Source organism: Variovorax sp. OK605 (genome assembly GCF_900115445.1).
Classification (GTDB): Bacteria; Pseudomonadota; Gammaproteobacteria; order Burkholderiales; family Burkholderiaceae_C; genus Variovorax.
In genome coordinates this window covers 424,675-446,963 of record NZ_FOWL01000008.1, presented here as the reverse complement: position 1 = coordinate 446,963, position 22,289 = coordinate 424,675, and the positions used below count along the sequence as shown (strand labels likewise).

24 protein-coding genes are annotated in these 22,289 nt (G+C 67.5%); 16 read left to right on the top strand and 8 right to left on the bottom strand.

Annotated elements, in window-relative coordinates:
* Nucleotides 1–359, bottom strand: a 359-nt coding sequence (locus BM013_RS22920) for a superoxide dismutase (protein ID WP_305728016.1), incomplete at its 3' end; no start/stop codon positions are given.
* Nucleotides 360–408: 49 nt separating this feature from the next.
* A complete protein-coding gene (gene xseA, locus BM013_RS22915) occupies nucleotides 409–1,716 on the bottom strand; it encodes an exodeoxyribonuclease VII large subunit (protein ID WP_093129969.1) in 1,308 nt (435 codons plus the stop codon).
* A gap of 319 nt (nucleotides 1,717–2,035) precedes the next feature.
* On the opposite strand from xseA, the gene BM013_RS22910 reads away from it, so the two are divergent.
* From BM013_RS22910 to adk, 6 genes are all read left to right on the top strand, one after another.
* Nucleotides 2,036–2,668: a MotA/TolQ/ExbB proton channel family protein gene (locus BM013_RS22910; protein ID WP_093129928.1), complete on the top strand. Its 633-nt coding sequence runs from the start codon at nucleotides 2,036–2,038 to the stop codon at nucleotides 2,666–2,668.
* Between the two features lie 11 nt (nucleotides 2,669–2,679).
* Entirely contained in the window at nucleotides 2,680–3,105 is a 426-nt protein-coding gene (locus BM013_RS22905; protein ID WP_371270115.1) for an ExbD/TolR family protein, read from the top strand.
* Nucleotides 3,106–4,131 carry a tetraacyldisaccharide 4'-kinase gene (gene lpxK, locus BM013_RS22900; RefSeq protein ID WP_093129926.1) on the top strand — a complete coding sequence of 342 codons (1,026 nt, stop codon included), beginning with the start codon at nucleotides 3,106–3,108 and terminating at the stop codon, nucleotides 4,129–4,131.
* Nucleotides 4,112–4,294: a Trm112 family protein gene (locus BM013_RS22895; protein ID WP_007836935.1), complete on the top strand. Its 183-nt coding sequence runs from the start codon at nucleotides 4,112–4,114 to the stop codon at nucleotides 4,292–4,294. Before lpxK ends, BM013_RS22895 begins: the two co-directional genes overlap by 20 nt.
* Entirely contained in the window at nucleotides 4,291–5,064 is a 774-nt protein-coding gene (kdsB, locus tag BM013_RS22890) for a 3-deoxy-manno-octulosonate cytidylyltransferase (protein WP_093129925.1), read from the top strand. Before BM013_RS22895 ends, kdsB begins: the two co-directional genes overlap by 4 nt.
* A 136-nt stretch (nucleotides 5,065–5,200) precedes the next feature.
* A complete protein-coding gene (gene adk, locus BM013_RS22885; protein WP_093129924.1) occupies nucleotides 5,201–5,857 on the top strand; it encodes an adenylate kinase in 657 nt (218 codons plus the stop codon).
* 36 nt (nucleotides 5,858–5,893) lie between these two features.
* Here adk and BM013_RS22880 read toward each other — a convergent pair whose 3' ends face one another.
* Complete coding sequence (locus BM013_RS22880; protein WP_093129923.1) at nucleotides 5,894–6,862, bottom strand: asparaginase; 969 nt, start codon at nucleotides 6,860–6,862, stop codon at nucleotides 5,894–5,896.
* A gap of 73 nt (nucleotides 6,863–6,935) precedes the next feature.
* Between BM013_RS22880 and lexA the strand changes: the two genes are divergently transcribed.
* The 9 genes from lexA (at nucleotide 6,936) to BM013_RS22835 (ending at nucleotide 16,134) form a co-directional block, all read left to right on the top strand.
* Complete coding sequence (gene lexA, locus BM013_RS22875) at nucleotides 6,936–7,619, top strand: transcriptional repressor LexA (RefSeq protein ID WP_013541704.1); 684 nt, start codon at nucleotides 6,936–6,938, stop codon at nucleotides 7,617–7,619.
* A gap of 138 nt (nucleotides 7,620–7,757) precedes the next feature.
* On the top strand, nucleotides 7,758–8,135 hold the full coding sequence (locus BM013_RS22870) for a hypothetical protein (RefSeq protein ID WP_093129922.1): 378 nt from the start codon (nucleotides 7,758–7,760) through the stop codon (nucleotides 8,133–8,135).
* Between the two features lie 100 nt (nucleotides 8,136–8,235).
* Nucleotides 8,236–9,243, top strand: a complete 1,008-nt coding sequence (locus BM013_RS22865; RefSeq protein ID WP_093129921.1) for a D-2-hydroxyacid dehydrogenase family protein — start codon at nucleotides 8,236–8,238, stop codon at nucleotides 9,241–9,243.
* Nucleotides 9,240–10,409, top strand: a complete 1,170-nt coding sequence (locus BM013_RS22860; protein WP_093129920.1) for an MFS transporter — start codon at nucleotides 9,240–9,242, stop codon at nucleotides 10,407–10,409. Before BM013_RS22865 ends, BM013_RS22860 begins: the two co-directional genes overlap by 4 nt.
* Before the next feature lie 172 nt (nucleotides 10,410–10,581).
* Nucleotides 10,582–12,102 carry a 3-hydroxyacyl-CoA dehydrogenase gene (locus BM013_RS22855; protein ID WP_093129919.1) on the top strand — a complete coding sequence of 507 codons (1,521 nt, stop codon included), beginning with the start codon at nucleotides 10,582–10,584 and terminating at the stop codon, nucleotides 12,100–12,102.
* A 13-nt stretch (nucleotides 12,103–12,115) separates the two neighbouring features.
* Entirely contained in the window at nucleotides 12,116–12,895 is a 780-nt protein-coding gene (locus BM013_RS22850; protein WP_093129918.1) for an oxepin-CoA hydrolase, alternative type, read from the top strand.
* 61 nt (nucleotides 12,896–12,956) lie between these two features.
* Entirely contained in the window at nucleotides 12,957–13,676 is a 720-nt protein-coding gene (locus BM013_RS22845; protein WP_093129917.1) for a Crp/Fnr family transcriptional regulator, read from the top strand.
* A gap of 26 nt (nucleotides 13,677–13,702) precedes the next feature.
* Nucleotides 13,703–14,809: a phosphotransferase gene (locus BM013_RS22840; RefSeq protein WP_093129916.1), complete on the top strand. Its 1,107-nt coding sequence runs from the start codon at nucleotides 13,703–13,705 to the stop codon at nucleotides 14,807–14,809.
* A gap of 53 nt (nucleotides 14,810–14,862) precedes the next feature.
* Entirely contained in the window at nucleotides 14,863–16,134 is a 1,272-nt protein-coding gene (locus tag BM013_RS22835) for an acyl-CoA dehydrogenase family protein (protein ID WP_093129915.1), read from the top strand.
* 87 nt (nucleotides 16,135–16,221) lie between these two features.
* Here the strand turns inward: BM013_RS22835 and BM013_RS22830 are convergent, their stop codons facing one another.
* From BM013_RS22830 to BM013_RS22810, 5 genes are all read right to left on the bottom strand, one after another.
* Nucleotides 16,222–16,707, bottom strand: coding sequence for a GNAT family N-acetyltransferase (locus BM013_RS22830; protein WP_093129914.1), 486 nt, complete (start codon nucleotides 16,705–16,707; stop codon nucleotides 16,222–16,224).
* A complete protein-coding gene (gene glmM, locus BM013_RS22825; protein WP_093129913.1) occupies nucleotides 16,704–18,041 on the bottom strand; it encodes a phosphoglucosamine mutase in 1,338 nt (445 codons plus the stop codon). Before glmM ends, BM013_RS22830 begins: the two co-directional genes overlap by 4 nt.
* Nucleotides 18,038–18,853, bottom strand: coding sequence for a dihydropteroate synthase (folP, locus tag BM013_RS22820; RefSeq protein WP_093129912.1), 816 nt, complete (start codon nucleotides 18,851–18,853; stop codon nucleotides 18,038–18,040). The genes glmM and folP overlap by 4 nt, the downstream gene beginning before the upstream one ends.
* 134 nt (nucleotides 18,854–18,987) lie before the next feature.
* Nucleotides 18,988–20,904, bottom strand: coding sequence for an ATP-dependent zinc metalloprotease FtsH (ftsH, locus tag BM013_RS22815; RefSeq protein WP_093129911.1), 1,917 nt, complete (start codon nucleotides 20,902–20,904; stop codon nucleotides 18,988–18,990).
* Nucleotides 20,905–21,093: 189 nt separating this feature from the next.
* Nucleotides 21,094–21,762 carry an RlmE family RNA methyltransferase gene (locus tag BM013_RS22810; RefSeq protein WP_093129910.1) on the bottom strand — a complete coding sequence of 223 codons (669 nt, stop codon included), beginning with the start codon at nucleotides 21,760–21,762 and terminating at the stop codon, nucleotides 21,094–21,096.
* 33 nt (nucleotides 21,763–21,795) lie between these two features.
* Here BM013_RS22810 and BM013_RS22805 point away from each other — a divergent pair, with 33 nt between their 5' ends.
* Nucleotides 21,796–22,275, top strand: a complete 480-nt coding sequence (locus BM013_RS22805; protein WP_093129909.1) for a YhbY family RNA-binding protein — start codon at nucleotides 21,796–21,798, stop codon at nucleotides 22,273–22,275.
* Nucleotides 22,276–22,289 lie beyond the last annotated feature (14 nt).

Below are 22,289 nucleotides of genomic sequence, written 5' to 3'. Positions count from 1 at the left end.
CCGAAGTTGCCCACGGCCGACTTCACGAAGGCTTCCTTGAACGCGTCGTAGCTGCCCCACTTGGCATCGATGGCCTTGGCCAGCGCGCCGGTGGGAGCGCCGCCGCCTTGCGGCTTCATGCAGTTCCAGAAGAAGGTGTGGTTCCAGATCTGCGCGGCGTTGTTGTAGATGCCGCCGCTGGACTTCTTCACGATCTCCTCGAGCGTCATGGCCTCGAACTCGGTGCCCTTTTGCAGGTTGTTGAGGTTCACCACGTACGCGTTGTGGTGCTTGCCGTAGTGGTACTCGAGGGTTTCCTTCGAATATTCGGGTGCCAGTGCGTCGAGTGCGTACGGCAGGGGTGGGAGCACATGTTCCATGGTTTTTTCTCGTGGGTTGGTTGTGGGAATCAAGGATTCTAGGAATTAATCACCGCGGTCGCGTCGGACGCGTTCCCGTCGCATCGCTCAATGTGACGGTCATGTCGACCTCGCCATCGGCCAGCCGCGCCGTGACCGCGTCGCCGGCCTCGAGTTGCCTGGCGCTGACGATGGCATGACCATCTGTATCGGTGAGCCATGCATAGCCGCGCTGCAGGACCAGTGCCGGGTCGAGCAGCCGCAGGCGCAGGGCCACGCGCTCGAGGCGTTCGCGCCGCTGCGTGAGCGCGCGCTCGAACTTCAGCGGAAAGTCGGCTGCCATGGCGCGCGGCACCTGCGCCAGGCGCTCGCGCCGCGACAGCACGGCGTACTGCAGGCGCTGCGCATGGTGCGCGAGGCGAAGCTGCTGGCGCGCCACGAGGTTCGAGGGGCGGCCGAGGCGCCCCGCAGCCTGGTCGAGCCGCTGGCCGAGCGCGTCGAGACGACCGCCCAGCGCGTCGCTCAAGCGCTCGTCCAGCAGGTCGATGGCACCGAGCCACAGGTCGCGCGGCGCGCTGACCAGCTCCGCCGCGGCCGTGGGCGTCGGCGCGCGCAGGTCGGCGCAAAAGTCCGCGATGGTGAAGTCGGTCTCGTGCCCCACCCCGCTGATGAGCGGCACCGGGCTCTGGACGATGGTGCGTGCCAGCGTCTCGTCATTGAAGGCCCAGAGATCCTCGATGGAGCCTCCGCCCCGCACCAGCAGGATGACGTCGACCGCAGGCTCGAGTTCATAGAGCGACTGCAGCGCGCGCACCAGTTCGCCGGGCGCGTTGGCGCCCTGCACCGCCGCCGGTGCGAGCACGACCGGAATGTGCGGAACGCGCCGCCGCAGCGCCGTGACCACGTCATGCAGGGCGGCGGCCCCCAACGACGTGACGACGCCGACCGCGCGCGGCATGGCCGGCAACGCCCGCTTGCGCGCCGGGTCGAAGAGCCCTTCGGCCTCGAGCCGCGCCTTGCGTTGCATGAATTGCTCGAACAAGGCGCCCTGCCCGGCCCGCCGCAGGCTCTCGACCACCAGCTGCAGATCACCGCGCGGCTCGTAGACGGCAAGGCGGCCGCGCACCTCGACCTGGTCGCCGTCGCGCGGCGAAAAGTCGAGCAGGCCGGCCGCACGGCGGAACATCGCGCAACGCAACTGGCCCGACTCGTCCTTGAGCGAGAAGTAACAATGCCCGCTCGAAGCCCGCGAAAAACCAGAAATCTCGCCACGAACCGTTACCGGGTTGAAGCGTGCATCGAGCGCGTCGGCGACCGCTCGGCACAGGGCGCCAACCGCCCACACGCGCGGCCCAGGCGCGGAATTCGTGTCACGCATGCTCACCGCATGCACGCACGGCGCGACGCCACTCTTCCACAACGGGCAATGGGGCCCCTGCATGCGGCCCGCACAGCGGGACAGGCGCACGGTTCCTCGTGCAAGCCGTTGATTTCATTGAAAAAAGTGCTGCTCAAAATTCAGTCGTTCTAGCGGAAAGGCCGTCCCATGCGGGTTCGGGCCCGTTGCGCAGCAGGTTAATCACAAAGTTATCCACAGAATCTGTGCGTCCCTGCCGACACGAAAAGTAGGCGCGTGCCGATGGTTGGCTCAGTGGATAATCGCCGCGCATTTGCAGTCTACGGGCCGGAGGAATTTCTTGTTTTCCATCATAGTTGCCGCGGGTTGGCCAATCTGGCCCTTGCTCGCTTGTTCGATCGTTGCGCTCGCGCTGGTTATAGAACGTTTCACGAGTTTGAAAACCGTGAGGGTGCTGCCGCCGAAGCTGCTCGACGAAACCATCACCGTGTCCCACGGCGCCATTCCGGGGCCCGACGTGGTGACCAAGCTGGAACGCAACTCGATGCTCGGCCAGGTGCTGGCCGCCGGCCTGCGGGCGCTGAACGCCAACCCCCGCTGCAGCGAAGACGACCTGCGCGCGGCCATGGAGGCCTCGGGCCGCACCGTGGCGCACAAGCTGGAACGCTACCTGCCCGCGCTGGCCACCATCGCCTCGGCCGCCCCGCTGCTGGGCCTGCTGGGCACGGTGATCGGCATGATCGAGATCTTCGGCTCGCAGTCGCCGGGCAGCGGCGCCGTGGGCTCGGGCAACCCGGCGCAGCTGGCGCACGGCATCTCGATCGCGCTGTACAACACCGCCTTCGGCCTGATCGTGGCCATTCCGACGCTGATCTTCTGGCGCTACTTCCGCAGCCGCGTCGACGAATACCTGCTGAACCTCGAACTGTCCGGTGAGCGCTTCGCCCGCCACCTGAACGCCCTGCGCAAATGAGCCGCGGCCGCATGCAGTTCCGCCACGGCGCGCGCGACGAGCCGGAGATCAACCTGATCCCGTTCATCGACGTGCTGCTGGTGATCCTGATCTTTTTGATGCTGTCGACCACCTACAGCAAGTTCACGGAGATGCAGCTGCGGCTGCCGACGGCGGACGTCGACGCGCAGCGCGATTACCCGAAGGAAGTGATCGTGGCGGTGTCGGCCGACGGCCGCTATTCGATCAACAAGACCCCGGTGGCCGACCGCAGCGTGGAAACCGTGACGGCAGCGCTCGCCGCGGCCGCCACCGGCGGCAAGGACAGCGTGGTGATCATCAGCGCCGACGCGACCAGCCCGCACCAGGCCGTGATCACGGTCATGGAAGCCGCGCGCCGCGCGGGCCTGATGCAGATCACCTTCGCCGCACAGTCGACGGCACAAGCCGGGCACTGAGTGCCTGCAGAGGGCCCCAGCAGCACCGGTTCGCCGTCGGCCTCGCGCCTTCAGGCTGCCTGGTTGCGGCGCGGTCCGCTGGCCTGCCTGCTGTGGCCGCTGTCGCTGCTGTACGCAGCGCTTTTCGCCCTGCGGGGCCTGTTCTATCGCCTCGGATGGTCGCGGACTGATCGCGTGCCGGTGCCCGTCATCGTGGTCGGCAACGTGATCGCCGGTGGCGCCGGCAAGACGCCCGTGGTCATGGCCGTGGTACGGCACCTGCGCGCGCGCGGCCTGCAGGTGGGCGTGGTGTCGCGCGGCTATGGACGGCGCACCGACGACTGCCGCGAGGTGCTCGACGAAAGCGATCCGCGCGACGTCGGCGACGAGCCCGCGCTGATCCACCACGCCACGAAGGCACCAGTTTTCGTGGCCCGCAAGCGCATCGAGGCGGCGCGTGCGCTGCTGCAGCGGCATCCGGCCACGCAGGTCATCGTCAGCGACGACGGCCTGCAACACCTTGCGCTGGGCCGCGACATCGAGATCTGCGTGTTCGACGACCGCGGCATCGGCAACGGCTGGCGGCTGCCCGCCGGCCCGCTGCGCGAGGCCTGGCCGCGGCCTTGCGACCTCGTATTGCACAGCGGTTCGAAGCCGGCATTCGCGGGTGGCTACACCGCGACGCGAAGCCTTGCGCAGGACGCATTGGCAAGCGACGGCCGCCGCATACCTTTGCGCACCCTGGCGGGCAAGCCGGCGATCGCACTGGCTGCCATCGCACGGCCCGAGGCGTTTTTCGACATGCTGCGCGCGCGCGGCCTGACGCTCGCGCAGACTTTCGCCCTGCCCGATCACAGCGATTTCGAGAACTGGCAACGCCCCGGCAGCGCGGAACAACCGCTGCTGTGCACCGAAAAAGACGCCGTGAAGCTGTGGCGCAAGGCGCCCGACGCGCTGGCCGTGCCGCTCGAGTTCATGCCCTGCGTGGAGTTCTTCAGCGCGCTCGACGCAAAGTTATCATCGCTCGATGGATACCAAGCTGCTTGAACTGCTCGTCTGCCCCGTCACCAAGGGTCCGCTGACCTGGAACCCCGAAAAGCAGGAGCTCTGTTCGCGCAGCGCGCGCCTCGCCTACCCCGTGCGCGACGGCATTCCGGTGCTGCTCGAAAACGAGGCGCGCACGCTGTCCGACGAAGAGCTCGGGCTGTGAACTTCACCGTTCTGGTGCCGGCGCGCCTGGCGTCGACACGGCTTCCCAACAAACCCCTGGCCGATATCGCCGGCGTGCCCATGGTGGTGCGCGTGGCGCAACGCGCCAGCGAGTCCGGCGCAACGCGCGTGGTCGTGGCCGGCGACGATGCTTCCATCGTTTCAGCATGCCAGGCGCATGGCGTCGAGGCCATCCTCACCCGCCAGGACCATGCGAGCGGCACCGACCGGCTGGCCGAAGCCTGCGAGCAACTGGGCCTGGACGGCGACGACATCGTGGTCAACGTCCAGGGCGACGAGCCGCTGATCGACCCCGCCCTGATCGACGCCGTGGCGACCACGCTGGCCACGCATGCGGGAGCCGCGATGAGCACCGCGGCGCACGAGATCGATTCGGTCGGCGACTTCATGAACCCGAACGTGGTGAAGGCCGTGCTCGACGCACAAGGCAACGCCATGTACTTCAGCCGCGCACCCATTCCCTGGTGGCGCGACGGCTCGGCCAACGGTGCCGCGCCCGTTGCACTGCCCAGCCCGGCGCCACTGCGCCACATCGGCATCTACGGCTACCGCGCGGGCTTCGTGCGCAGGTTTCCTTCGCTGCCGCCGGCGCCCGTCGAGGCGACCGAAGCGCTCGAACAGCTGCGCGCGCTGTGGCACGGGCACCGCATCGCGGTGCATGTGAGCCATGTCGCACCCGGACCGGGCATCGACACGCCCGAAGACCTGGCGCGCGTGCGCGCGGTCTTCGCGGCCGGTTCCAAGCCCTGAGGCGGCCGCCATGCCTGCTGAAACTGCGGAGATTTCCCCGCGGGCACGCGTGCTATCCTCGAAGCAACTCCGCCTAGCCCTGCCCTCGGGCCGACGCTTGGTGCGACACAAAATCTAAGAACCGTCCGAGGACACCATGAGACTAATTTTGCTGGGCGCGCCCGGGGCGGGCAAAGGCACGCAAGCGGCCTTCATCTGCCAGAAATACAGCATCCCGCAAATCTCGACCGGCGACATGCTGCGCGCCGCCGTCAAGGCCGGCACGCCGCTGGGGCTGCAAGCCAAGGCCGTCATGGATGCGGGCGCACTGGTCAGCGACGACCTGATCATCAATCTCGTGAAGGAACGCATCGCGCAGGCAGACTGCGCCAGCGGCTTCCTGTTCGACGGTTTCCCCCGCACCATTCCGCAGGCGGATGCCATGAAGGCCGCGGGCGTCAAGCTCGACTACGTGCTCGAGATCGACGTGCCCTTCGGCGACATCATCGAACGCATGAGCGGCCGCCGCTCGCACCCGGCTTCGGGCCGCACGTACCACGTCAAGTTCAATCCGCCCAAGGTGGAAGGCAAGGACGACGTCACGGGCGAAGAGCTGATCCAGCGCGAAGACGACAAGGAAGAAACCGTGCGCAAGCGGCTGGACGTGTACAGCCAGCAGACGCGTCCGCTGGTGGACTACTACTCGGCCTGGGCCAACACCGACCCGGCCGCCGCGCCCAAATACCGCGCCATCAAGGGCGTGGGCACGGTCGACGAAATCACGCAGCGTGCGCTGGCCGCGCTGAGCAGCTGATCTACGGCCGCCCTCGGTGCAGGGCGGCGTCCAGCTTCACTTCAGCAATTCGAGCATCAGCGCGATACGCGCCTTCACGGGCGTCAGCGCGCCTGCATCGCGCAGCGCATCGCCGGCTTTCGGCAGGATGCGTCCGTTGGCGCAGCGGGTCGCGCGAACCACCGCGACACCCGCGTCCTGCGCCTTCAGCGCAGCCGCTTCCAGCGCATGGTGCACCGTGCCGTTGCCGGTTGCCGCGAGCACCAGCCCCTGCAGCGGCTCTGCATCACCCCCACCCGGTTGCATGAGCGCCTCTACCACGGCCCCGCTCGCACCGGCGTGACTCATGACGATCTCGACGCGCGGCCACTGCACGGTGCCCGCCTCGAAGATCCTCGATCCTTGCGATACGGCGGACTCGGGCCACGCCCGCACGAGGCGCACCTCCCCCTCTTCCACATAGCCCACCGGCCCCGAATCGCCCGACGCGAAGGCATCGAGCTGGTAGGTGTGCACCTTCTGGATGTCCACGCCGCTGTGCACGGTGCCCGCGCACACCGCCGTCACGCCGCGCGCGCCCTCGGCAGCAGCGACGCTGACGGCGTCCCTGACGTTCTGCGGCCCGTCGGGCGCCAGGGCGGTGGCGGGGCGCATCGCGCAGGTCAGCACCACGGGCTTTGCCGCGGCCAGCACCGAGTGCAGGAAGAACGCGGTCTCCTCCAGCGTGTCGGTGCCGTGCGTGATCACCACGCCCGCCACGTCGGCCTGCGCCAGCCAGTGCGCGCAGCGCAGCGCCAACGTGCGCCAGATCTCGAAGGACATGTCCTTGCTGTCGACCTGCGCCACCTGCTCCGCCACCAGGGTCACGCCCGCCGGCGCATCGATGCCGCCCAGCAGGTCGGCCACGTCCACCTGGCCGGCCGTGTAGCCGATGTTGTCGCCGCTGCTCGCGGCCTTGCCGGCGATGGTGCCGCCGGTGCCCAGCACTACCACGCGGCGCACATCGGACGAAAAGGAATTGACCATCACTTGTCAACTTTTAAAAACTGGTTAAAAATACAGGTACTGGATATCTAGCCAGTGCCGCAAGGAACCACATATGCAGTTCGCCGTGAAGCTTACAGCCCGCCAGCAGCAGATCCTGGACTTGATCCAGAGCGCCATCGCACGCACCGGTGCGCCGCCCACGCGCGCCGAAATCGCCAACGAGCTCGGGTTCAAGTCGGCCAACGCCGCCGAAGAACACCTGCAGGCGCTGGCGCGCAAGGGCGTCATCGAACTCGTCAGCGGCACCTCGCGCGGCATTCGCCTGAAGGGTGACGCCCTGCGTTCGCTCAACGAAACGCGCCACCGCGAGGGCGGCCAGTTCTCGCTCTCGCTGCCGGGCATGGCCCAACTGGCGCTGCCGCTCATCGGCCGCGTCGCAGCCGGCTCGCCGATCCTGGCGCAGGAGCACGTCGACCAGACCTACTACGTCGAGAACACGCTGTTCCAGCGCCAGCCCGACTACCTGCTCAAGGTGCGCGGCATGTCGATGCGCGACGCCGGCATCATGGACGGCGACCTGCTCGCGGTGCAAGCCACCAAGGAAGCACGCAACGGCCAGATCGTGGTCGCGCGGCTGGGCGACGAGGTGACCGTCAAGCGCCTGAAGCGCAACAAGCAGGTCATCGAGCTGCACGCCGAAAACCCCGACTACCCGACCATCATCGTGCAGCCCGGCGAGCCCTTCGAAATCGAAGGCCTCGCGGTCGGCCTCATTCGCAACACGATGCTGATGTAGGCCCCGGCGGCCTGCTGCGGCAGCAACTCATCCGGCCCAGACAGGTGGCGGGCGTATGGCGCGGAGTCGCCATCACCCTGTCGAGGCCGATTCAAGAAATCCTGCCTGTGTTCAACCTCATACTTTTTTGGAGTTCACATGGGAATCGCCCTCCTCGCCATCGCTGATTTCTGGTCGCCGCTGCAATCGCTGGCCAACCGCCTCATTCCGGCGCGCCGGCCCCACGACAGGGACCACCTCGACCACAACGACACCTCGGCCGGCCTGCGCTACGTGGCCGTGCGGCCGGCCTGCAGTGCGCGCTCGGGTGGCGCCGCAACGCCAGCGGCGGCAGCCGCTGTACCCGCTCGCCCGCTGCGCGTGGTGCGCGTGGTCGACGGCAAGGGCCAGCAGCGCAGCGACCGCGTCGTGATCTCCGGCCGCATGGCCGACGTGTGCGCCGAGCTCGAGCGGCTGGCCGCGATCGAGGCCGCCGAGATGATGACCACGGCCCACCGCTCGACGCGCCTGCACTGAGGCAAAAAGCCCCCAAGGCCGCCTGGACAGGGCCTCGGGGGTGGGTATCCAAACGTTCACTGGCACGACATTCCAATGCTGCGAGGCACAATGGCACGCCATGAACATTGTGATCCTCGACGATTACCAGGACGCCGTGCGCAAACTGCGCTGCGCCGCCAAGCTGGACGCGTACGCGGCCAAGGTCTACACCAACACGGTGAAAGGCATCGGGCAACTGTCGGTTCGTCTCAAGGACGCCGACGTGATCGTGCTGATTCGCGAGCGCACCCAGATCTCGCGCCAGCTCATCGAAAAGCTGCCCAAGCTCAAGCTCATCTCGCAAACCGGCCGTGTCGGCGGCCACATCGACGTCACGGCCTGTACCGAACGCGGCGTGGCGGTGGCCGAGGGCTCGGGTTCGCCGCAGGCGCCCGCCGAGCTCACGTGGGCGCTCATCATGGCCGCCATGCGCCGGTTGCCGCAGTACATCAGCAACCTCAAGCACGGTGCGTGGCAGCAGTCGGGACTCAAGTCGGCGTCGATGCCGCCCAACTTCGGGCTGGGCTCGGTGCTCAAGGGCAAGACGCTGTGCATCTGGGGCTACGGCCGCATCGGCCAGCTCGTGGCGCGCTACGGGCAGGCCTTCGGCATGCAGGTCGTGATCTGGGGCCGTGAAGCCAGCTGCGCCAAGGCGCGTTCCGACGGCTTCCAGGTGGCGCAGAACCGCCACGAATTCTTTGCCGCCGCCGACGTGCTGTCGGTGCACCTGCGGCTCAACGACGAGACCAACGGCCTCATCACGCTCGAAGACCTCTCGCGCATGAAGCCGACCGCGCTCTTCGTGAACACCTCGCGCGCCGAGCTGGTCGAGGCCGACGCGCTGCTGGCCGCACTGAACCGCGGCCGTCCGGGCCTGGCGGCCATCGACGTGTTCGAGAGCGAGCCGCCGCTGCAGGGCCACGCGCTGCTGCGCCTGGAGAACTGCATCTGCACGCCGCACATCGGCTACGTCGAGCAGGAAAGCTACGAGAGCTACTTCGGCCAGGCCTTCGACAACGTCGTGAGCTACATCAACGGCAACCCCACCAACATCGTGAATCCCGGCGCGCTGCAGGTCCGTCGGTGAACGGGGCTGCGCCACGGCGCGCGTCGCAACGCGCGCTCTGGGCGCTGCTCGCGGGCAATTTCGTGATCGGCACGGGCGTGATGGTGGTGCCCGGCACGCTCAATGAAATCAGCACCTCGCTGGCGATCAGCGTGGCCACCTCGGGCCAGTTGATCACGGCCGCCGCCGCGGTGATGTGCATCGGCGCGCCGCTGCTGGCCGCCGCGGTCGCGGGCTGGGACCGCCGCCGGCTGCTGGCGCTCACCATGCTCTGGTATGCCGCCGGTCATGCGCTGGCGGCGCTGATGCCGAGCTTCGGCGCCCTGCTCCCCATCCGCATGCTCACGGTCATTGCGCCGGCCATCTTCACGCCCCAGGCGGCCGCCTGCGCCGGCCTGCTGGTGCCACCCGAGCAGCGCGGGCGCGCGGTCACCTTCGTCTTTCTCGGCTGGTCGATCGCGTCGGTGCTGGGCCTGCCCATCGGTGCGCTGATCGGCGGCCACCTGGGCTGGCGCATGGCCTTCATGGTGATTGCGGCCTTGAGTGTCGCGAGCGCGACATCGATCTGGCTCACCTTGCCGAACGCCATCCGCCCCGCAGCGCTGACCGCCGCCGCATGGTCGCGCGTGCTGCGCAGCCCGGTGCTGATGGGCATCGTCACGGTCACGGCGCTGCAGGGCACCGGCCAGTTCGTGCTGTCGAGCTATCTGGGCCCGATCCTCAAGCAGGGCTACGGCGCGGACGCGACCATGCTGAGCGTGATCTGGGCGCTGTTCGGCCTCTTCGGCCTGGCCGGCAACATGCTGGTCAGCCGTTTCATCGACCGCGTGGGCGCCGGGCGCATGGTGCTCGTGACCAGCGCGCTGATCACGCTGAGCCTGCTGCTGTGGCCGCTGGCCTCCACGCTCGCCTGGCTGGCCGTGGTGATGGTGCCTTGGGGGTTGGGCTGCTTCGCCACCAATTCGGCGCAGCAGGCCCGCCTGGTGGGCCTTGCGCCCACCTTGGCGCCGGGCTCGGTGGCACTGAACAGCTCGGGCATCTACACGGGCCAGGCCGTGGGCGCGGCGCTCGGCGGCTGGCTGCTGGCCAACGACGCGGGCGCCTGGATGAGCTGGGTCGGCTTCGTGGTGCTGCTGGCCGCCATGGCGCTCAGCGTGGCCATCGACCGCAGCGGCCGCCCGGCCTGATCGCTTTCTCCCGGTCTGCGACGGCCCAAAACCGCCCCCGCGTAAAACCCGTCACGCCCCACCCGCGCGGGACTGCAAAATCGGAGCCTTCGGCAGCACACTTCGCGGCCCCCGCATCAACGCCTGCACGGCAGGCCCCGGATACCACTCAACCATTGAAACCCTCCAGCAAATGACAGTGAACTACACCCGAATCGGCGTCGTCGGCGCCGGCGCCATGGGTCGCGGCATCGCGCAGATCGCGGCCCAGGCAGGCAGCGAAGTGCTGCTGCTCGACAGCTTCGCGGGCGCCGCCGAGCGCGGCCGCGAAACCCTCGCCGCCCAATGGAACAAGCTGCTCGAAAAGAACAAGATCGACGCCGCCGCGCGCGACGCCTACGTCGCCCGCGTGAAGGCCGTCGACTCGATGCAAGCGCTCGCCGGCTGCGACCTGGTGGTCGAGGCGGTGCTCGAAGACCTCGAGGTCAAGCGCAAGCTGTTCCGCGAGCTCGAAGGCGTGGTGGGCGAGACCGCCACGCTGGTCACCAACACCTCTTCGCTCTCGGTCACGGCCATTGCCGCGGGCCTGAAGCGCCCCGAGCGCTTCGCGGGTTTCCACTTCTTCAACCCCGTGCCGCTGATGAAGGTGGTCGAGGTGGTCGCGGGCTTCAAGACCGCGCCCGAAGTCTGCAAGCAGCTCGCAGGCTATGCCACGCAGATGGGCCACAGCGCCGTGCAGGCACAAGACACGCCCGGCTTCATCGTCAACCACGCGGGCCGCGGCTACGGCACCGAAGCACTGCGCATCGTCGGTGAAGGCGTGGCCGACTTCGCGACCATCGACCGCATCCTGAAGGACCAGGCGGGCTTTCGCCTCGGCCCGTTCGAGCTGCTGGACCTGACCGCGCTCGACGTGTCGCACCCGGTGATGGAGTCGATCTACCACCAGTACTTCGAGGAACCGCGCTTTCGCCCGAGCGTGATCACCGCCCAGCGCCTGGCCGCCGGCGCGCTGGGCCGCAAGACCGGCGAAGGCTTCTACCGCTACACCGACGGCGTGATGCAGCAGACGCCGGAGGCCGCGCCGCCGGTGGTCGAGGGCTCGCCTTCGGTCTGGGTGTCGCCGCGCGCCGCGCGCCGTGCCGAGCTGCTTCGCCTGGTGAACACGCTGGGCGCGCAGATCGACAGCGGCGCGGCGCCTGCCGCGCATTCGCTGATCCTGGTCGCGCCGCTGGGCTTCGACGTGACCACGGTGGCCGCGGTCGAGCGCCTGGACGCCACGCGCACGGTCGGCATCGACATGCTGATCGACGACGCCGCCACCAAGCGCCGCGTGCTCGCCACCAACCCCGCCACGCGCCGCGACATGCGCGACATGGCGCACGCCCTCTTCGCACGCGACGGCAAGGCCGTGAGCGTGATCCGCGACAGCGGCGGCTTCGTCACGCAGCGCGTGATCGGCGCCATCGTCAACATCGCGGCCGACATGTGCCAGCAGCGCGTGTGCACGCCCGCCGACCTCGAGACCGCGGTGCAGCTGGGCCTGGGCTATCCGCGCGGCCCGCTCGCCATGGGCAACCTCTACGGGCCGACCAACATGCTCGAAGTGCTGTTCAACCTGCAGACGGTGTACGGCGACCCGCGCTATCGCCCGAGCCCGTGGCTGCGCCGCCGCGGCGCGCTGGGCCTGAGCCTGCTGCACGAAGAAGAATGAGCAAACGAAGAACATGACCGCCGAACTCAAGAGCACGAGCGAAGGCAGCACCATGGTGCTGACGATCGCCAACCCCACCCAGCGCAATGCGCTGGGCCCCGAGATCTATGCCGCGGGCATCGAGGCGCTCAACGGCGCCGAGAGCAGCGCGGAGATCCGCAGCGTGGTCATCGTGGGCGAAGGCGCCTGGTTCTGCGCCGGCGGCTCGCTGCAGCGGCTGCTGGCCAACCGCCAGCTCGACCGCTCGGTGCAGGCCGAGAGCATCGAGGGCCTGCACAACTGGATCGATTCGATCCGCACCTTCCCCAAGCCGATCATCGCGGCGGTCGAAGGCGCGGCCGCGGGCGCGGGCTTCTCGCTCGCGCTGGCCTGCGACTTCGTGGTGGCGGCGCGCGACGCGGTGTTCGCGGCCTCGTACAGCAACGTGGCGCTGTCGCCCGACGGCGGCCTGAGCTGGCACCTGGGGCAGCAGCTGCCGCGCCAGCTGGCCAGCGAATGGCTCATGAACGGCGAGCGCATTGGCGCGCCGCGGCTGCATGCGCTGGGCCTGGTCAACGAGCTCACCGAAAACGGCCAGGCACTCGCGGGCGCGCTGGCCCTGGCCGCCAAGCTCAACGCGCGTGCGCCGAACTCGCTGGCCAGCATCAAGGAACTGCTGAGCGACGCGCGCGGCGCCACGCTGGCCTCGCAGCTCTCGCAGGAGCGCGACCACTTCGTGCGCAACCTCCACCATGCGAACGCGGGCATCGGCATCGCGGCGTTCCTCGACAAGAAGACGCCGCAGTACGAGTAACGCCTGACGGCGTCGCTCCCGTGACACCCACCAGCTTTCCAGTCGCCGAGAGGACAGACCAATGGACGACCCCATTCTTACCATCGAAGAACGTGAAGCGATCAACAGTGGTCGCTGGTTTTCTTCCCTATCTCCATCGCTACGGCACGACATCCTCCGATGCGCCTTCGTCAAACGCTACAAGGACGGCGACCTGATCGCCGCCCGCGGCGACCCGCCCGAACACTGGATTGCCTGCGCCAAGGGCGCGGTGCGCGTGAGTTCGACGGCGGTGTCGGGCAAGCAGGTGACGCTGACCTACGTGGAGCCGGGCATCTGGTTCGGCGACGTGGCGATGTTCGACGGGGACCGGCGCACGCACGATGCCTATGCGCATGGCGACAGCACGATCCTGTGCGTGGCGCGCGCCGACTTCCAGAAGATCCTGACCGCGCACGTGGAGCTGTACGAAGCGCTGATGCGGCTGCAGGCGCGGCGCATCCGCACGCTGTTCGGCCTGGTGGAAGACCTCAACACCCTGCCCTTGCGCGCACGGCTGGCCAAGCAGCTCATTCACCTCGTGCGCAGCTACGGCGTGCCCAACCTGGACGACGGCAGCCAGATGCGCATCGGCCTGCAACTGGCGCAGGAAGAACTGGCGCAACTGCTGGGCGCATCGCGCCAGCGGGTCAACCAGGAGCTGAAGACCATGGAGCGCGAGGGCACGATCCGGATCGAGCCGGGCGGCCTCGTGGTGCTGGACCGCGCGGCGCTGATGCGCGTCTCCGAAGCTGAAGACTAGAACAACGAACAGACAAGACCACCGACATGAGCCAGGACTTCTCCAACTTCATCGGCACCCGTGCCGTCTCGCAACAGCACGCTTTCGACGTCGATGCGCTTGCAGCCTGGCTCGAGAAGAACCTCGAGGGGTTCAAGGGTCCGCTGACGGTGGAGATGTTCAAGGGCGGCCAGTCGAACCCGACCTACAAGCTCCTCACGCCTTCGCAGAGCTACGTGATGCGCGCCAAGCCGGGCCCGGTCGCCAAGCTGCTGCCCTCCGCGCATGCGGTGGAGCGCGAGTTCAAGGTGATGAGCGGCCTTGCCGGCACCGACGTGCCGGTGCCGCGCATGTACTGCCTGTGCGAGGACGAAGGCGTCATCGGCCGGGCCTTCTACGTCATGGAATTCATGCAGGGCCGCGTGCTGTGGGACCAGTCGCTGCCGGGCTTCAGCAATGCCGAACGCGCGGCCCACTACGACGAGATGAACCGCGTGATTGCCGCGCTGCACACGGTCGACTTCGCCGCCCGTGGCCTGGGCGACTACGGCAAGCCCGGCAACTACTTCGACCGCCAGATCGGCCGCTGGAGCAAGCAGTACAAGGCTTCGGCGGATGGCGCCGGCGAGCTTTCGCAGCCGATCGAGGCCATGGAGCGGCTGATCGACTGGCTGCCCGCGCACATGCCGGCGAGCGCACGCGACGAGAGCAAGGTGTCGATCGTGCACGGCGACTACCGCCTGGACAACGTGATGTTCCACGCCACCGAGCCGCGCATCATCGCTGTGCTCGACTGGGAGCTTTCCACGCTGGGCCACCCGCTGGCCGACTTCAGCTACCACTGCATGTCGTGGCACATGCCGCCCACCACCGGACGCGGCATTGGCGGCGTGGACCTGGTCTCACTGGGCATTCCGACCGAGAGCGAATACATCCGCCGCTATTGCGAACGCACCCGCATCAGCACGCCGGAAGCGCTGGCGCCCGACTGGAACTTCTACCAGGCCTACAACCTGTTCCGCATGGCCGCGATCCTGCAAGGCATTGCCAAGCGGGTCGAGGCTGGCACCGCATCGAGCGAACAAGCCGTGGCTTCGGCCCGCGGCGCCCGCCCCATGGCTGAAATGGCCTGGCAGTTCGCCCAGAAGGCGTAGCAGCCTTCTTTCAGCGCCTCCCCACTCACACAGGACCCACCAGGAGACACAAGATGGACTTCGAATACTCGGCCAAAACCAAAGACCTTCAGAAGCGCGTGCAGGCGTTCATGGACGACCACATCTATCCGGCCGAGGCCGAGTACCACGCCGAGCTGGCCGCCAACACGGTGGCGGGCAAGCGCTGGTCGGCGCTGAAGACGGTGGAAAAGCTCAAGGAAAAGGCCAAGGCCCAGGGCCTGTGGAACCTGTTCCTGCCGGTCGACAGCGCCTCGGCTTCCGGCTACGCCGGCGCGGGCCTGACCAACCAGGAATACGCGCCGCTGGCCGAAATCATGGGCGCAGTGCCATGGGCCAGCGAAGCCTTCAACTGCTCGGCGCCCGACACCGGCAACATGGAGACCATTGCGCGCTACGGCTCGGAAGAAATCAAGGCACGCTGGCTCAAGCCGCTGCTCGAAGGCCAGATCCGCTCGGCCTTCGCGATGACCGAACCCGAAGTGGCATCGAGCGACGCCACCAACATCTCGACGCGCATCGAACGCCAGGGCGACGAGTACGTCATCAACGGCCACAAGTGGTGGATCTCGGGCGCGGCCGATCCGCGCTGCGCCGTCTTCATCACCATGGGCAAGAGCGACCCCGAGGCGCCGCGCCACTCGCAGCAGAGCATGGTCATCGTGCCGGCCGATGCCAAGGGCATCCGCATCGTGCGCCCGCTGAACGTGATGGGCTACGACGACGCGCCGCACGGCCACGTCGAGATGTACTTCGAAAACGTGCGCGTGCCCGTCGACAACATCCTGCTGGGCGAAGGCCGTGGCTTCGAAATCGCCCAGGGCCGCCTTGGCCCGGGACGCATCCACCACTGCATGCGCCTGATCGGCCTGGCCGAGCGCGCGCTCGAGCTGATGTGCAAACGCGCCTCGTCGCGCGTGGCCTTCGGCAAGACCGTGGCGTCGCAGACCGTCACGCAGGAACGCATCGCCGAAGCGCGTTGCAAGATCGACATGGCCCGCCTGCTCACGCTGAAGGCCGCCTGGCTGATGGACGTGGCCGGCAACAAGGTCGCCAAGAACGAGATCGCCATGATCAAGGTCGTCGCACCGTCGATGGCCTGCCAGGTGATCGACTGGGCCATGCAGGTCCACGGCGGCGGCGGCATGTGCGACGACTTCCCGCTGGCAGCCGCCTACGCCGGCGCGCGCACGCTGCGCTTCGCGGACGGCCCGGACGAAGTGCACCGCAACGCGATCGCCAAGTGGGAGCTGGGCAAGTACGCACCCAACAAGGCCGACGCGGAAATGCCCGTGACGCGCTTCTGACAGGTTTTTTTCTTCCCTCTCCTCCTGCGGGAGAGGGTCGAGAAACGAGGGCCGACGGCGTTCAGTGCGCCTCGGCCCTTTTTGCTTTCAGAGCTTCTTCTGCAGGAAGACGGCGTGGCCGAAAGCCGGGTCCAGCTGGTAACCCTCGAATCCCTCGCGCGCGTAGGTGCGCAACGCGGGCGCATTGCCCGACAGCACTTCCAGCGTGAGCTTGCAGGCGCCCCGCTTGCGTGCCTCCTGCTCGACCAGCGCGAACATCTTCTGCGCCACGCGCCGGCCGCGATGGCCGGCCAGCACCACCACGTCGTGCACGTTCACCAGCGGCTGGCAGGCGAAGGTCGAGAAGCCCTCGATGCAGTTGACGAGGCCCACGGCCTGTTCGCCGTCGTAGGCGAGCACGCTGAAGGCCTGCGGACGCGCCGCCAGCGCCGCGGGCAGGCCCTGGCGCACCGCGGCGTCCAGCGGCGTGCCGCCGCCGGCCGGATCGCTGGCATACGCATCGAGCAGCTCGACCAGCGCCGCGGCCTGCGCCGCGTCGCGGTAGTCCACCAGGCGAACGTCGATCTGCGTCACTGCGCAGGCTGCAGCGTGGCCGCGAGGCGCTGGGCGCAGGACTCGGCCTGTGCGGCGTCACGCGCCTCGACCATCACGCGCACCAGCGGCTCGGTGCCGCTCGCACGGATCAGCACGCGGCCCGCGTCGCCGAGCTCGGCCTCGATGCGTTCGGTCTCGCTGGCCAGCGCCTTGTTGTCCTTCCAGTTCTGGTTGGGCGAAATGCGCACGTTGATCAGCGTCTGCGGGAACAGCGTGACGCCGTCGAGCAGCTGCGCCACCGTCTTGCCGCTGCGCACGCAGGCCTGCAGCACCTGCAGGGCGCTGACGATGCCGTCGCCGGTGGTGTGGCGGTCGAGCGCCAACAGGTGGCCCGAGCCTTCGCCGCCCAGCAGCCAGCCGCGCTTGTCGAGCTCTTCGAGCACATAGCGGTCGCCGACCTTGGCGCGCACGAACTCGATGCCCTGCCCGCGCAGCGCCACCTCGATGGCCTTGTTGGTCATGAGCGTGCCGACCACGCCCGCGGGCTTCTCGCCGCGCGCAATGCGCTCGGCGACCATCAGGTAGAGCAGCTCGTCGCCGTTGAACAGGCGCCCGCTGGCATCGACCAGCTGCAGGCGGTCGGCGTCGCCGTCGAGCGCGATGCCGTAGTCGGCCTTCTGCGCCGTCACCGCGGCCACCAGCGCCTGCGGATGCGTCGCGCCGAAGCCCTTGTTGATGTTGAGGCCGTCCGGCGAGACGCCGATGCTGGTCACTTCCGCGCCCAGTTCATGGAACACGTTGGGCGCCACCTGGTAGGCCGCGCCGTGCGCCGCGTCGACCACCAGCTTCATGTCGCGCAGCGTCAGGTCGTTGGCGAAGGTGCTCTTGCAGAACTCGATGTAGCGCCCGGGCGCGTCGTTGAGGCGGCGCGCCTTGCCGAGGTTGGCCGAATCCACCCACACCGGCGCCTCTTCGAGCGCGGCTTCGACGGCCAGCTCCCATGCGTCGTCGAGCTTGGTGCCCTGCGCGCTGAAGAACTTGATGCCGTTGTCGGGGTACGCGTTGTGGCTCGCGCTGATCACCACGCCGAGGCTGGCACGCTGGGCGCGCGTGAGGTAAGCGACGCCGGGCGTGGGCAGCGGGCCGAGCAGCACCACGTCGACGCCGGCCGAGTTGAAGCCCGACTCGAGCGCCGACTCGAGCATGTAGCCCGAGATGCGGGTGTCCTTGCCGATCAGCACGGTGGGACGGGACTGGCTTTTCTTGAGCACGCGGCCCACGGCGTGCGCAAGGCGCAGCACGAAATCGGGGGTGATGGGGGTCTGGCCGACGGTGCCGCGGATGCCGTCGGTACCGAAATATTTGCGGGTCATGGGTGTTGCTTCTGCTTGTTTGATTGTTCTGACTCTTGTTCCCTCATGGCGCGCCATACAGCGATGGCCGCCACCGTGTCGCGCACGTCGTGCACGCGCACCACGGCCGCGCCGCGGTCCACCGCCAGCACCGCCGCGGCGACGCTCGGCACGACGCGCTCGCCGGCCGTCTCGATGCCCGTGACCGCGCCGATCGACGACTTGCGCGACCAGCCCAGCAGCAACGGCAAGCCGCCCGAAAGCAACTCGCGCTGGCGTGCCAGCAAGGCGAAATTCTGTGCCACGGTCTTGCCGAAACCCACGCCGGGGTCCAGCGTGATGCGCGACGGATCGACTCCCAGCGCGCGCAGAAGTTGCACCTGCGCGTCGAGGAAGCCCAGCACCTCGGGGATCACGTCACCCGCCATCGGCAGCGCCTGCATGGTCTGCGGATCGCGATGCATGTGCATCAGGCAGATGCCGCAGGAGGGGTGCGCCGCAACGGCTTCGCGCGCGCCCGGCTGGCGCAGCGCCCAGATGTCGTTGACGATGTCGGCGCCCAGGTCGAGCACCGCGCGCATCACCTCGGGCTTGTAGGTGTCGATGGAGATCGGCACGCCGAGCTTCACGGCTTCGCGCACCACGGGCACCACGCGGGCCAGTTCGGCGTCGAGCGGCACCGCGGGGCTGCCGGGGCGGGTCGATTCACCGCCGATGTCGAGGATGTCCGCGCCCTCTTTCAGCAGCTGCTCGCAGTGCTGCAGCGCGGTTTGGGTGGAGGCGTGGGCGCCGCCGTCCGAAAAGGAATCGGGCGTGACGTTGACGATGCCCATCACGCGCGGCTGCGCAAGGTCGATGCGAAAGCGTGAGGTCTGCCAGGCGCCCCCCGCTGCTCCCGTTGTTCCTGCGAGCGCACCATCAAAAACGGGGCCAGAGGCCCCGTTGTGGTTTGACGCCAAGCTCTCGCTCACGCTGCGTTGGGAGCCGGGTCGGTGGACACGGCCGGCGTACCGCCGCTGCCGCCGCTGCCCGACGGCGGGATGCGGGGCGTCCAGTCTTTGGGCGGACGCGGTGCGCGGCCGGCCATGATGTCGTCGAGCTGCTCGGAGTCGATGGTTTCCCATTCGAGCAGCGCCTTCGCCATCGCGTGCATCTTGTCGCTGTTCGCTTCGATCAGGCCGCGCGCCAGGGCGTACTGCTCGTCGATGATGCGGCGCACTTCGCCGTCGACCTTTTCCATGGTCTGCTCGCTCATGTTCGTGGTCTTGGTGACCGAGCGGCCCAGGAACACCTCGCCTTCGTTCTCTGCGTAGACCATCGGGCCCAGCGCATCGGTCATGCCGTAGCGCGTGACCATGTCGCGGGCGATGGAGGTTGCACGCTCGAAGTCGTTGCTGGCGCCGGTGGTCATCTGGTGCATGAACACTTCTTCGGCGATGCGGCCACCGAACAGCATGCTGATCTGGTTCAGCATGTACTCACGGTCGTAGCTGTAGCGGTCTTGCGCCGGCAGGCTCATGGTCACGCCCAGGGCACGGCCGCGCGGAATGATCGTGACCTTGTGGACCGGATCGCACTTGGGCAGCAGCTTGCCGATGAGGGCGTGGCCGGACTCGTGGTAGGCCGTGTTGCGGCGTTCTTCCTCGGGCATGACCATGCTCTTGCGCTCGGGGCCCATGAAGATCTTGTCCTTGGCCTTCTCGAAGTCCTGCATCTCGACCACGCGCGCATTGCGGCGTGCGGCCATCAGGGCGGCTTCATTGCACAGGTTGGCCAGGTCGGCGCCGGACATGCCGGGCGTGCCGCGGGCGATGACGCTCGGGTTCACGTCCTGGCCCAGCGGGACCTTGCGCATGTGCACGCCGAGGATCTGTTCGCGGCCGCGGATGTCGGGCAGCGTCACGTAGACCTGGCGGTCGAAACGGCCGGGGCGCAGCAGAGCGGCGTCCAGGATGTCCGGGCGGTTGGTGGCAGCCACCACGATCACGCCGAGGTTGGTTTCGAAACCGTCCATCTCGACCAGCATCTGGTTGAGCGTCTGTTCGCGTTCGTCGTTGCCGCCGCCGAGACCGGCGCCGCGCTGACGGCCCACCGCATCGATTTCGTCGATGAAGATGATGCAGGGCGCGTTCTTCTTGGCGTTCTCGAACATGTCGCGCACGCGGGCAGCGCCCACGCCGACGAACATTTCAACGAAATCGGAGCCGGAGATCGAGAAGAAAGGCACCTTGGCCTCGCCGGCGATCGACTTGGCCAGCAGCGTCTTGCCGGTGCCGGGAGGGCCGACCAGCAGCAGGCCGCGCGGAATGCGGCCGCCGAGCTTCTGGAAGCGCTGCGGGTCCTTCAGGAAGTCGACGACTTCACGGACTTCTTCCTTGGCCTCGTCGCAGCCTGCGACGTCGGCGAAGGTGACCGTGTTGTTGTTCTCGTCCATCATGCGGGCCTTGCTCTTGCCGAAGCTGAACGCCCCGCCCTTGCCGCCGCCCTGCATCTGGCGCATGAAGTAGATCCACACGCCGATCAGCAGCAGCATCGGGCCCCAGCTGACCAGCAGCGTCATGAGGAGCGAGCCCTCTTCACGCGGCTTGACGTCGAACTTGACGTTGTGGTCGATCAGGTCGCCCACGAGGCCGCGGTCGAGGACCGTGGCGGTCGTGCGGATCTTGCGATCATCGTTGGTGACGGCGATGATTTCGCCGCCGCCGGCGCCTTCAGGGATGACGGCGCTCTTGATTTGGTTGTTCCGGACCTGGTCCAGAAACTCGGAGTAGCTGACTGCTCCCGAGCCGACGCCACCGCGGGTGTCGAACTGCTTGAACACAGTGAACAACACCATCGCAATGACGAGCCATACGGCAACTTTGGAAAACCACTGATTGTTCAAACGAAGCTCCAGTCGAAAGCGCGTGACAGACGGATGAAAAAACGCGCTATGGGTACGCAATTGCGCCCCATTTTAGGCTTTTCAAGCTGCGAAAAGCTGGCATTTCCCTAATGCAGCCATAGGCTGACAGGGGTTTGCGCCCTGAGCGCACCCTTTGCGCACCTCTTGCACACCTTCTTTGGCAAGGTATCAAGGCGTATCCGAGGCCTTCAGGCCTATACCGACAAGGAAGGTCTCGGACGATTTGTCGCGCGACGCCTTGGGTTTGACGGGCTTCACGGTCCGGAAATTCGCCTTGAAAAGCTTCACCAGATCGTCGTAGCCGCTGCCGTGGAACAGCTTGGCCACCAGCGCGCCCTCGGGTTTCAGGTGGTTCTGGGCGAACTCGATTGCAAGCTCGATCAGGTGCGCCACCCGGGCGCCATCGGCCGAATGGATGCCCGACAGGTTGGGCGCCATGTCCGAAACCACCAGGTCGGCCTTGCGGCCGGCCAGCACACCCAGCAACTGTTGCAGAAGCGCATCTTCACGGAAATCGCCCTGCAGGAAGGTCACGCCCTCGATGGGCTCCATCTCCAGCATGTCCAGGGCGACGATCGTGCCGTTCAGCGCGCCGGCCGCCGCGCCGTCGGGCGACATGCGCCGGCGCAGGTATTGGCTCCAGGCGCCCGGCGTGGAGCCGAGGTCCACCACCAGCTGGCCGGGCTTGACCAGCCCGAACGACTCGTCGATTTCCTTCAGTTTGTAGGCTGCGCGCGCCCGATATCCCTCTCGCGTGGCGAGCTTCACGTAGGGGTCGTTGATATGGTCGTGAAGCCACGCTTTATTGACTTTTTTGCTTTTGGCTTTGGTGCTCATGAGGGTCTTCGTGTACGCGTCGATAATACGGGGATGCCCGCCATTCAACTTACCCCTGCCGAGCGCAAGGTGCACCGCGCCGAAGCTCACCACCTGGATCCGATCGTCATGGTCGGTGGAGACGGGCTCACCCCTGCCGTAAAGAAGGAAGCCGACGCGGCGCTCAAGGCCCATGGCCTGATCAAGGTCCGCGTTTTCTCCGACGACCGCCTTGCCCGCGACGCCATGCTGCGCGAGCTGGCCGATGAACTGGACGCCGCCCCGATCCAGCACATCGGCAAGCTGCTGGTGCTGTGGCGTCCGATTCCCGAAAAAGAGCGTGTGATCGACGAAGACCGCATGCCAGGCCCGCGCGACGTGAAAATCGTCAAGTACAGCAAGCGCGGCGGCCAGCGCCCCGAAATCAAGACGCTGCGCGTGCTCGGCAACCAGCGCCTCACCCCTGGCGGCACCATCAAGCGCGCCAAGGCCAAGCGGCCGCTGTCGGCCAAGAAGCGCAACCAGGCAGATTGAGCTTGGCGGCAGCG

What these genes read in the sequence shown, in the direction of transcription:
- xseA (WP_093129969.1), bottom strand. Translation starts at nt 1,716, where the DNA reads ATGCGTGACACGAATTCCGCGCCTGGGCCGCGCGTGTGGGCGGTTGGC.
- BM013_RS22905 (WP_371270115.1), top strand. Translation starts at nt 2,680, where the DNA reads ATGCAGTTCCGCCACGGCGCGCGCGACGAGCCGGAGATCAACCTGATC.
- BM013_RS22895 (WP_007836935.1), top strand. Translation starts at nt 4,112, where the DNA reads ATGGATACCAAGCTGCTTGAACTGCTCGTCTGCCCCGTCACCAAGGGT.
- adk (WP_093129924.1), top strand. Translation starts at nt 5,201, where the DNA reads ATGAGACTAATTTTGCTGGGCGCGCCCGGGGCGGGCAAAGGCACGCAA.
- BM013_RS22880 (WP_093129923.1), bottom strand. Translation starts at nt 6,862, where the DNA reads ATGGTCAATTCCTTTTCGTCCGATGTGCGCCGCGTGGTAGTGCTGGGC.
- lexA (WP_013541704.1), top strand. Translation starts at nt 6,936, where the DNA reads ATGCAGTTCGCCGTGAAGCTTACAGCCCGCCAGCAGCAGATCCTGGAC.
- BM013_RS22870 (WP_093129922.1), top strand. Translation starts at nt 7,758, where the DNA reads ATGGGAATCGCCCTCCTCGCCATCGCTGATTTCTGGTCGCCGCTGCAA.
- BM013_RS22865 (WP_093129921.1), top strand. Translation starts at nt 8,236, where the DNA reads ATGAACATTGTGATCCTCGACGATTACCAGGACGCCGTGCGCAAACTG.
- BM013_RS22855 (WP_093129919.1), top strand. Translation starts at nt 10,582, where the DNA reads ATGACAGTGAACTACACCCGAATCGGCGTCGTCGGCGCCGGCGCCATG.
- BM013_RS22850 (WP_093129918.1), top strand. Translation starts at nt 12,116, where the DNA reads ATGACCGCCGAACTCAAGAGCACGAGCGAAGGCAGCACCATGGTGCTG.
- BM013_RS22845 (WP_093129917.1), top strand. Translation starts at nt 12,957, where the DNA reads ATGGACGACCCCATTCTTACCATCGAAGAACGTGAAGCGATCAACAGT.
- BM013_RS22840 (WP_093129916.1), top strand. Translation starts at nt 13,703, where the DNA reads ATGAGCCAGGACTTCTCCAACTTCATCGGCACCCGTGCCGTCTCGCAA.
- BM013_RS22835 (WP_093129915.1), top strand. Translation starts at nt 14,863, where the DNA reads ATGGACTTCGAATACTCGGCCAAAACCAAAGACCTTCAGAAGCGCGTG.
- glmM (WP_093129913.1), bottom strand. Translation starts at nt 18,041, where the DNA reads ATGACCCGCAAATATTTCGGTACCGACGGCATCCGCGGCACCGTCGGC.
- folP (WP_093129912.1), bottom strand. Translation starts at nt 18,853, where the DNA reads ATGGGCATCGTCAACGTCACGCCCGATTCCTTTTCGGACGGCGGCGCC.
- BM013_RS22810 (WP_093129910.1), bottom strand. Translation starts at nt 21,762, where the DNA reads ATGAGCACCAAAGCCAAAAGCAAAAAAGTCAATAAAGCGTGGCTTCAC.
- BM013_RS22805 (WP_093129909.1), top strand. Translation starts at nt 21,796, where the DNA reads ATGCCCGCCATTCAACTTACCCCTGCCGAGCGCAAGGTGCACCGCGCC.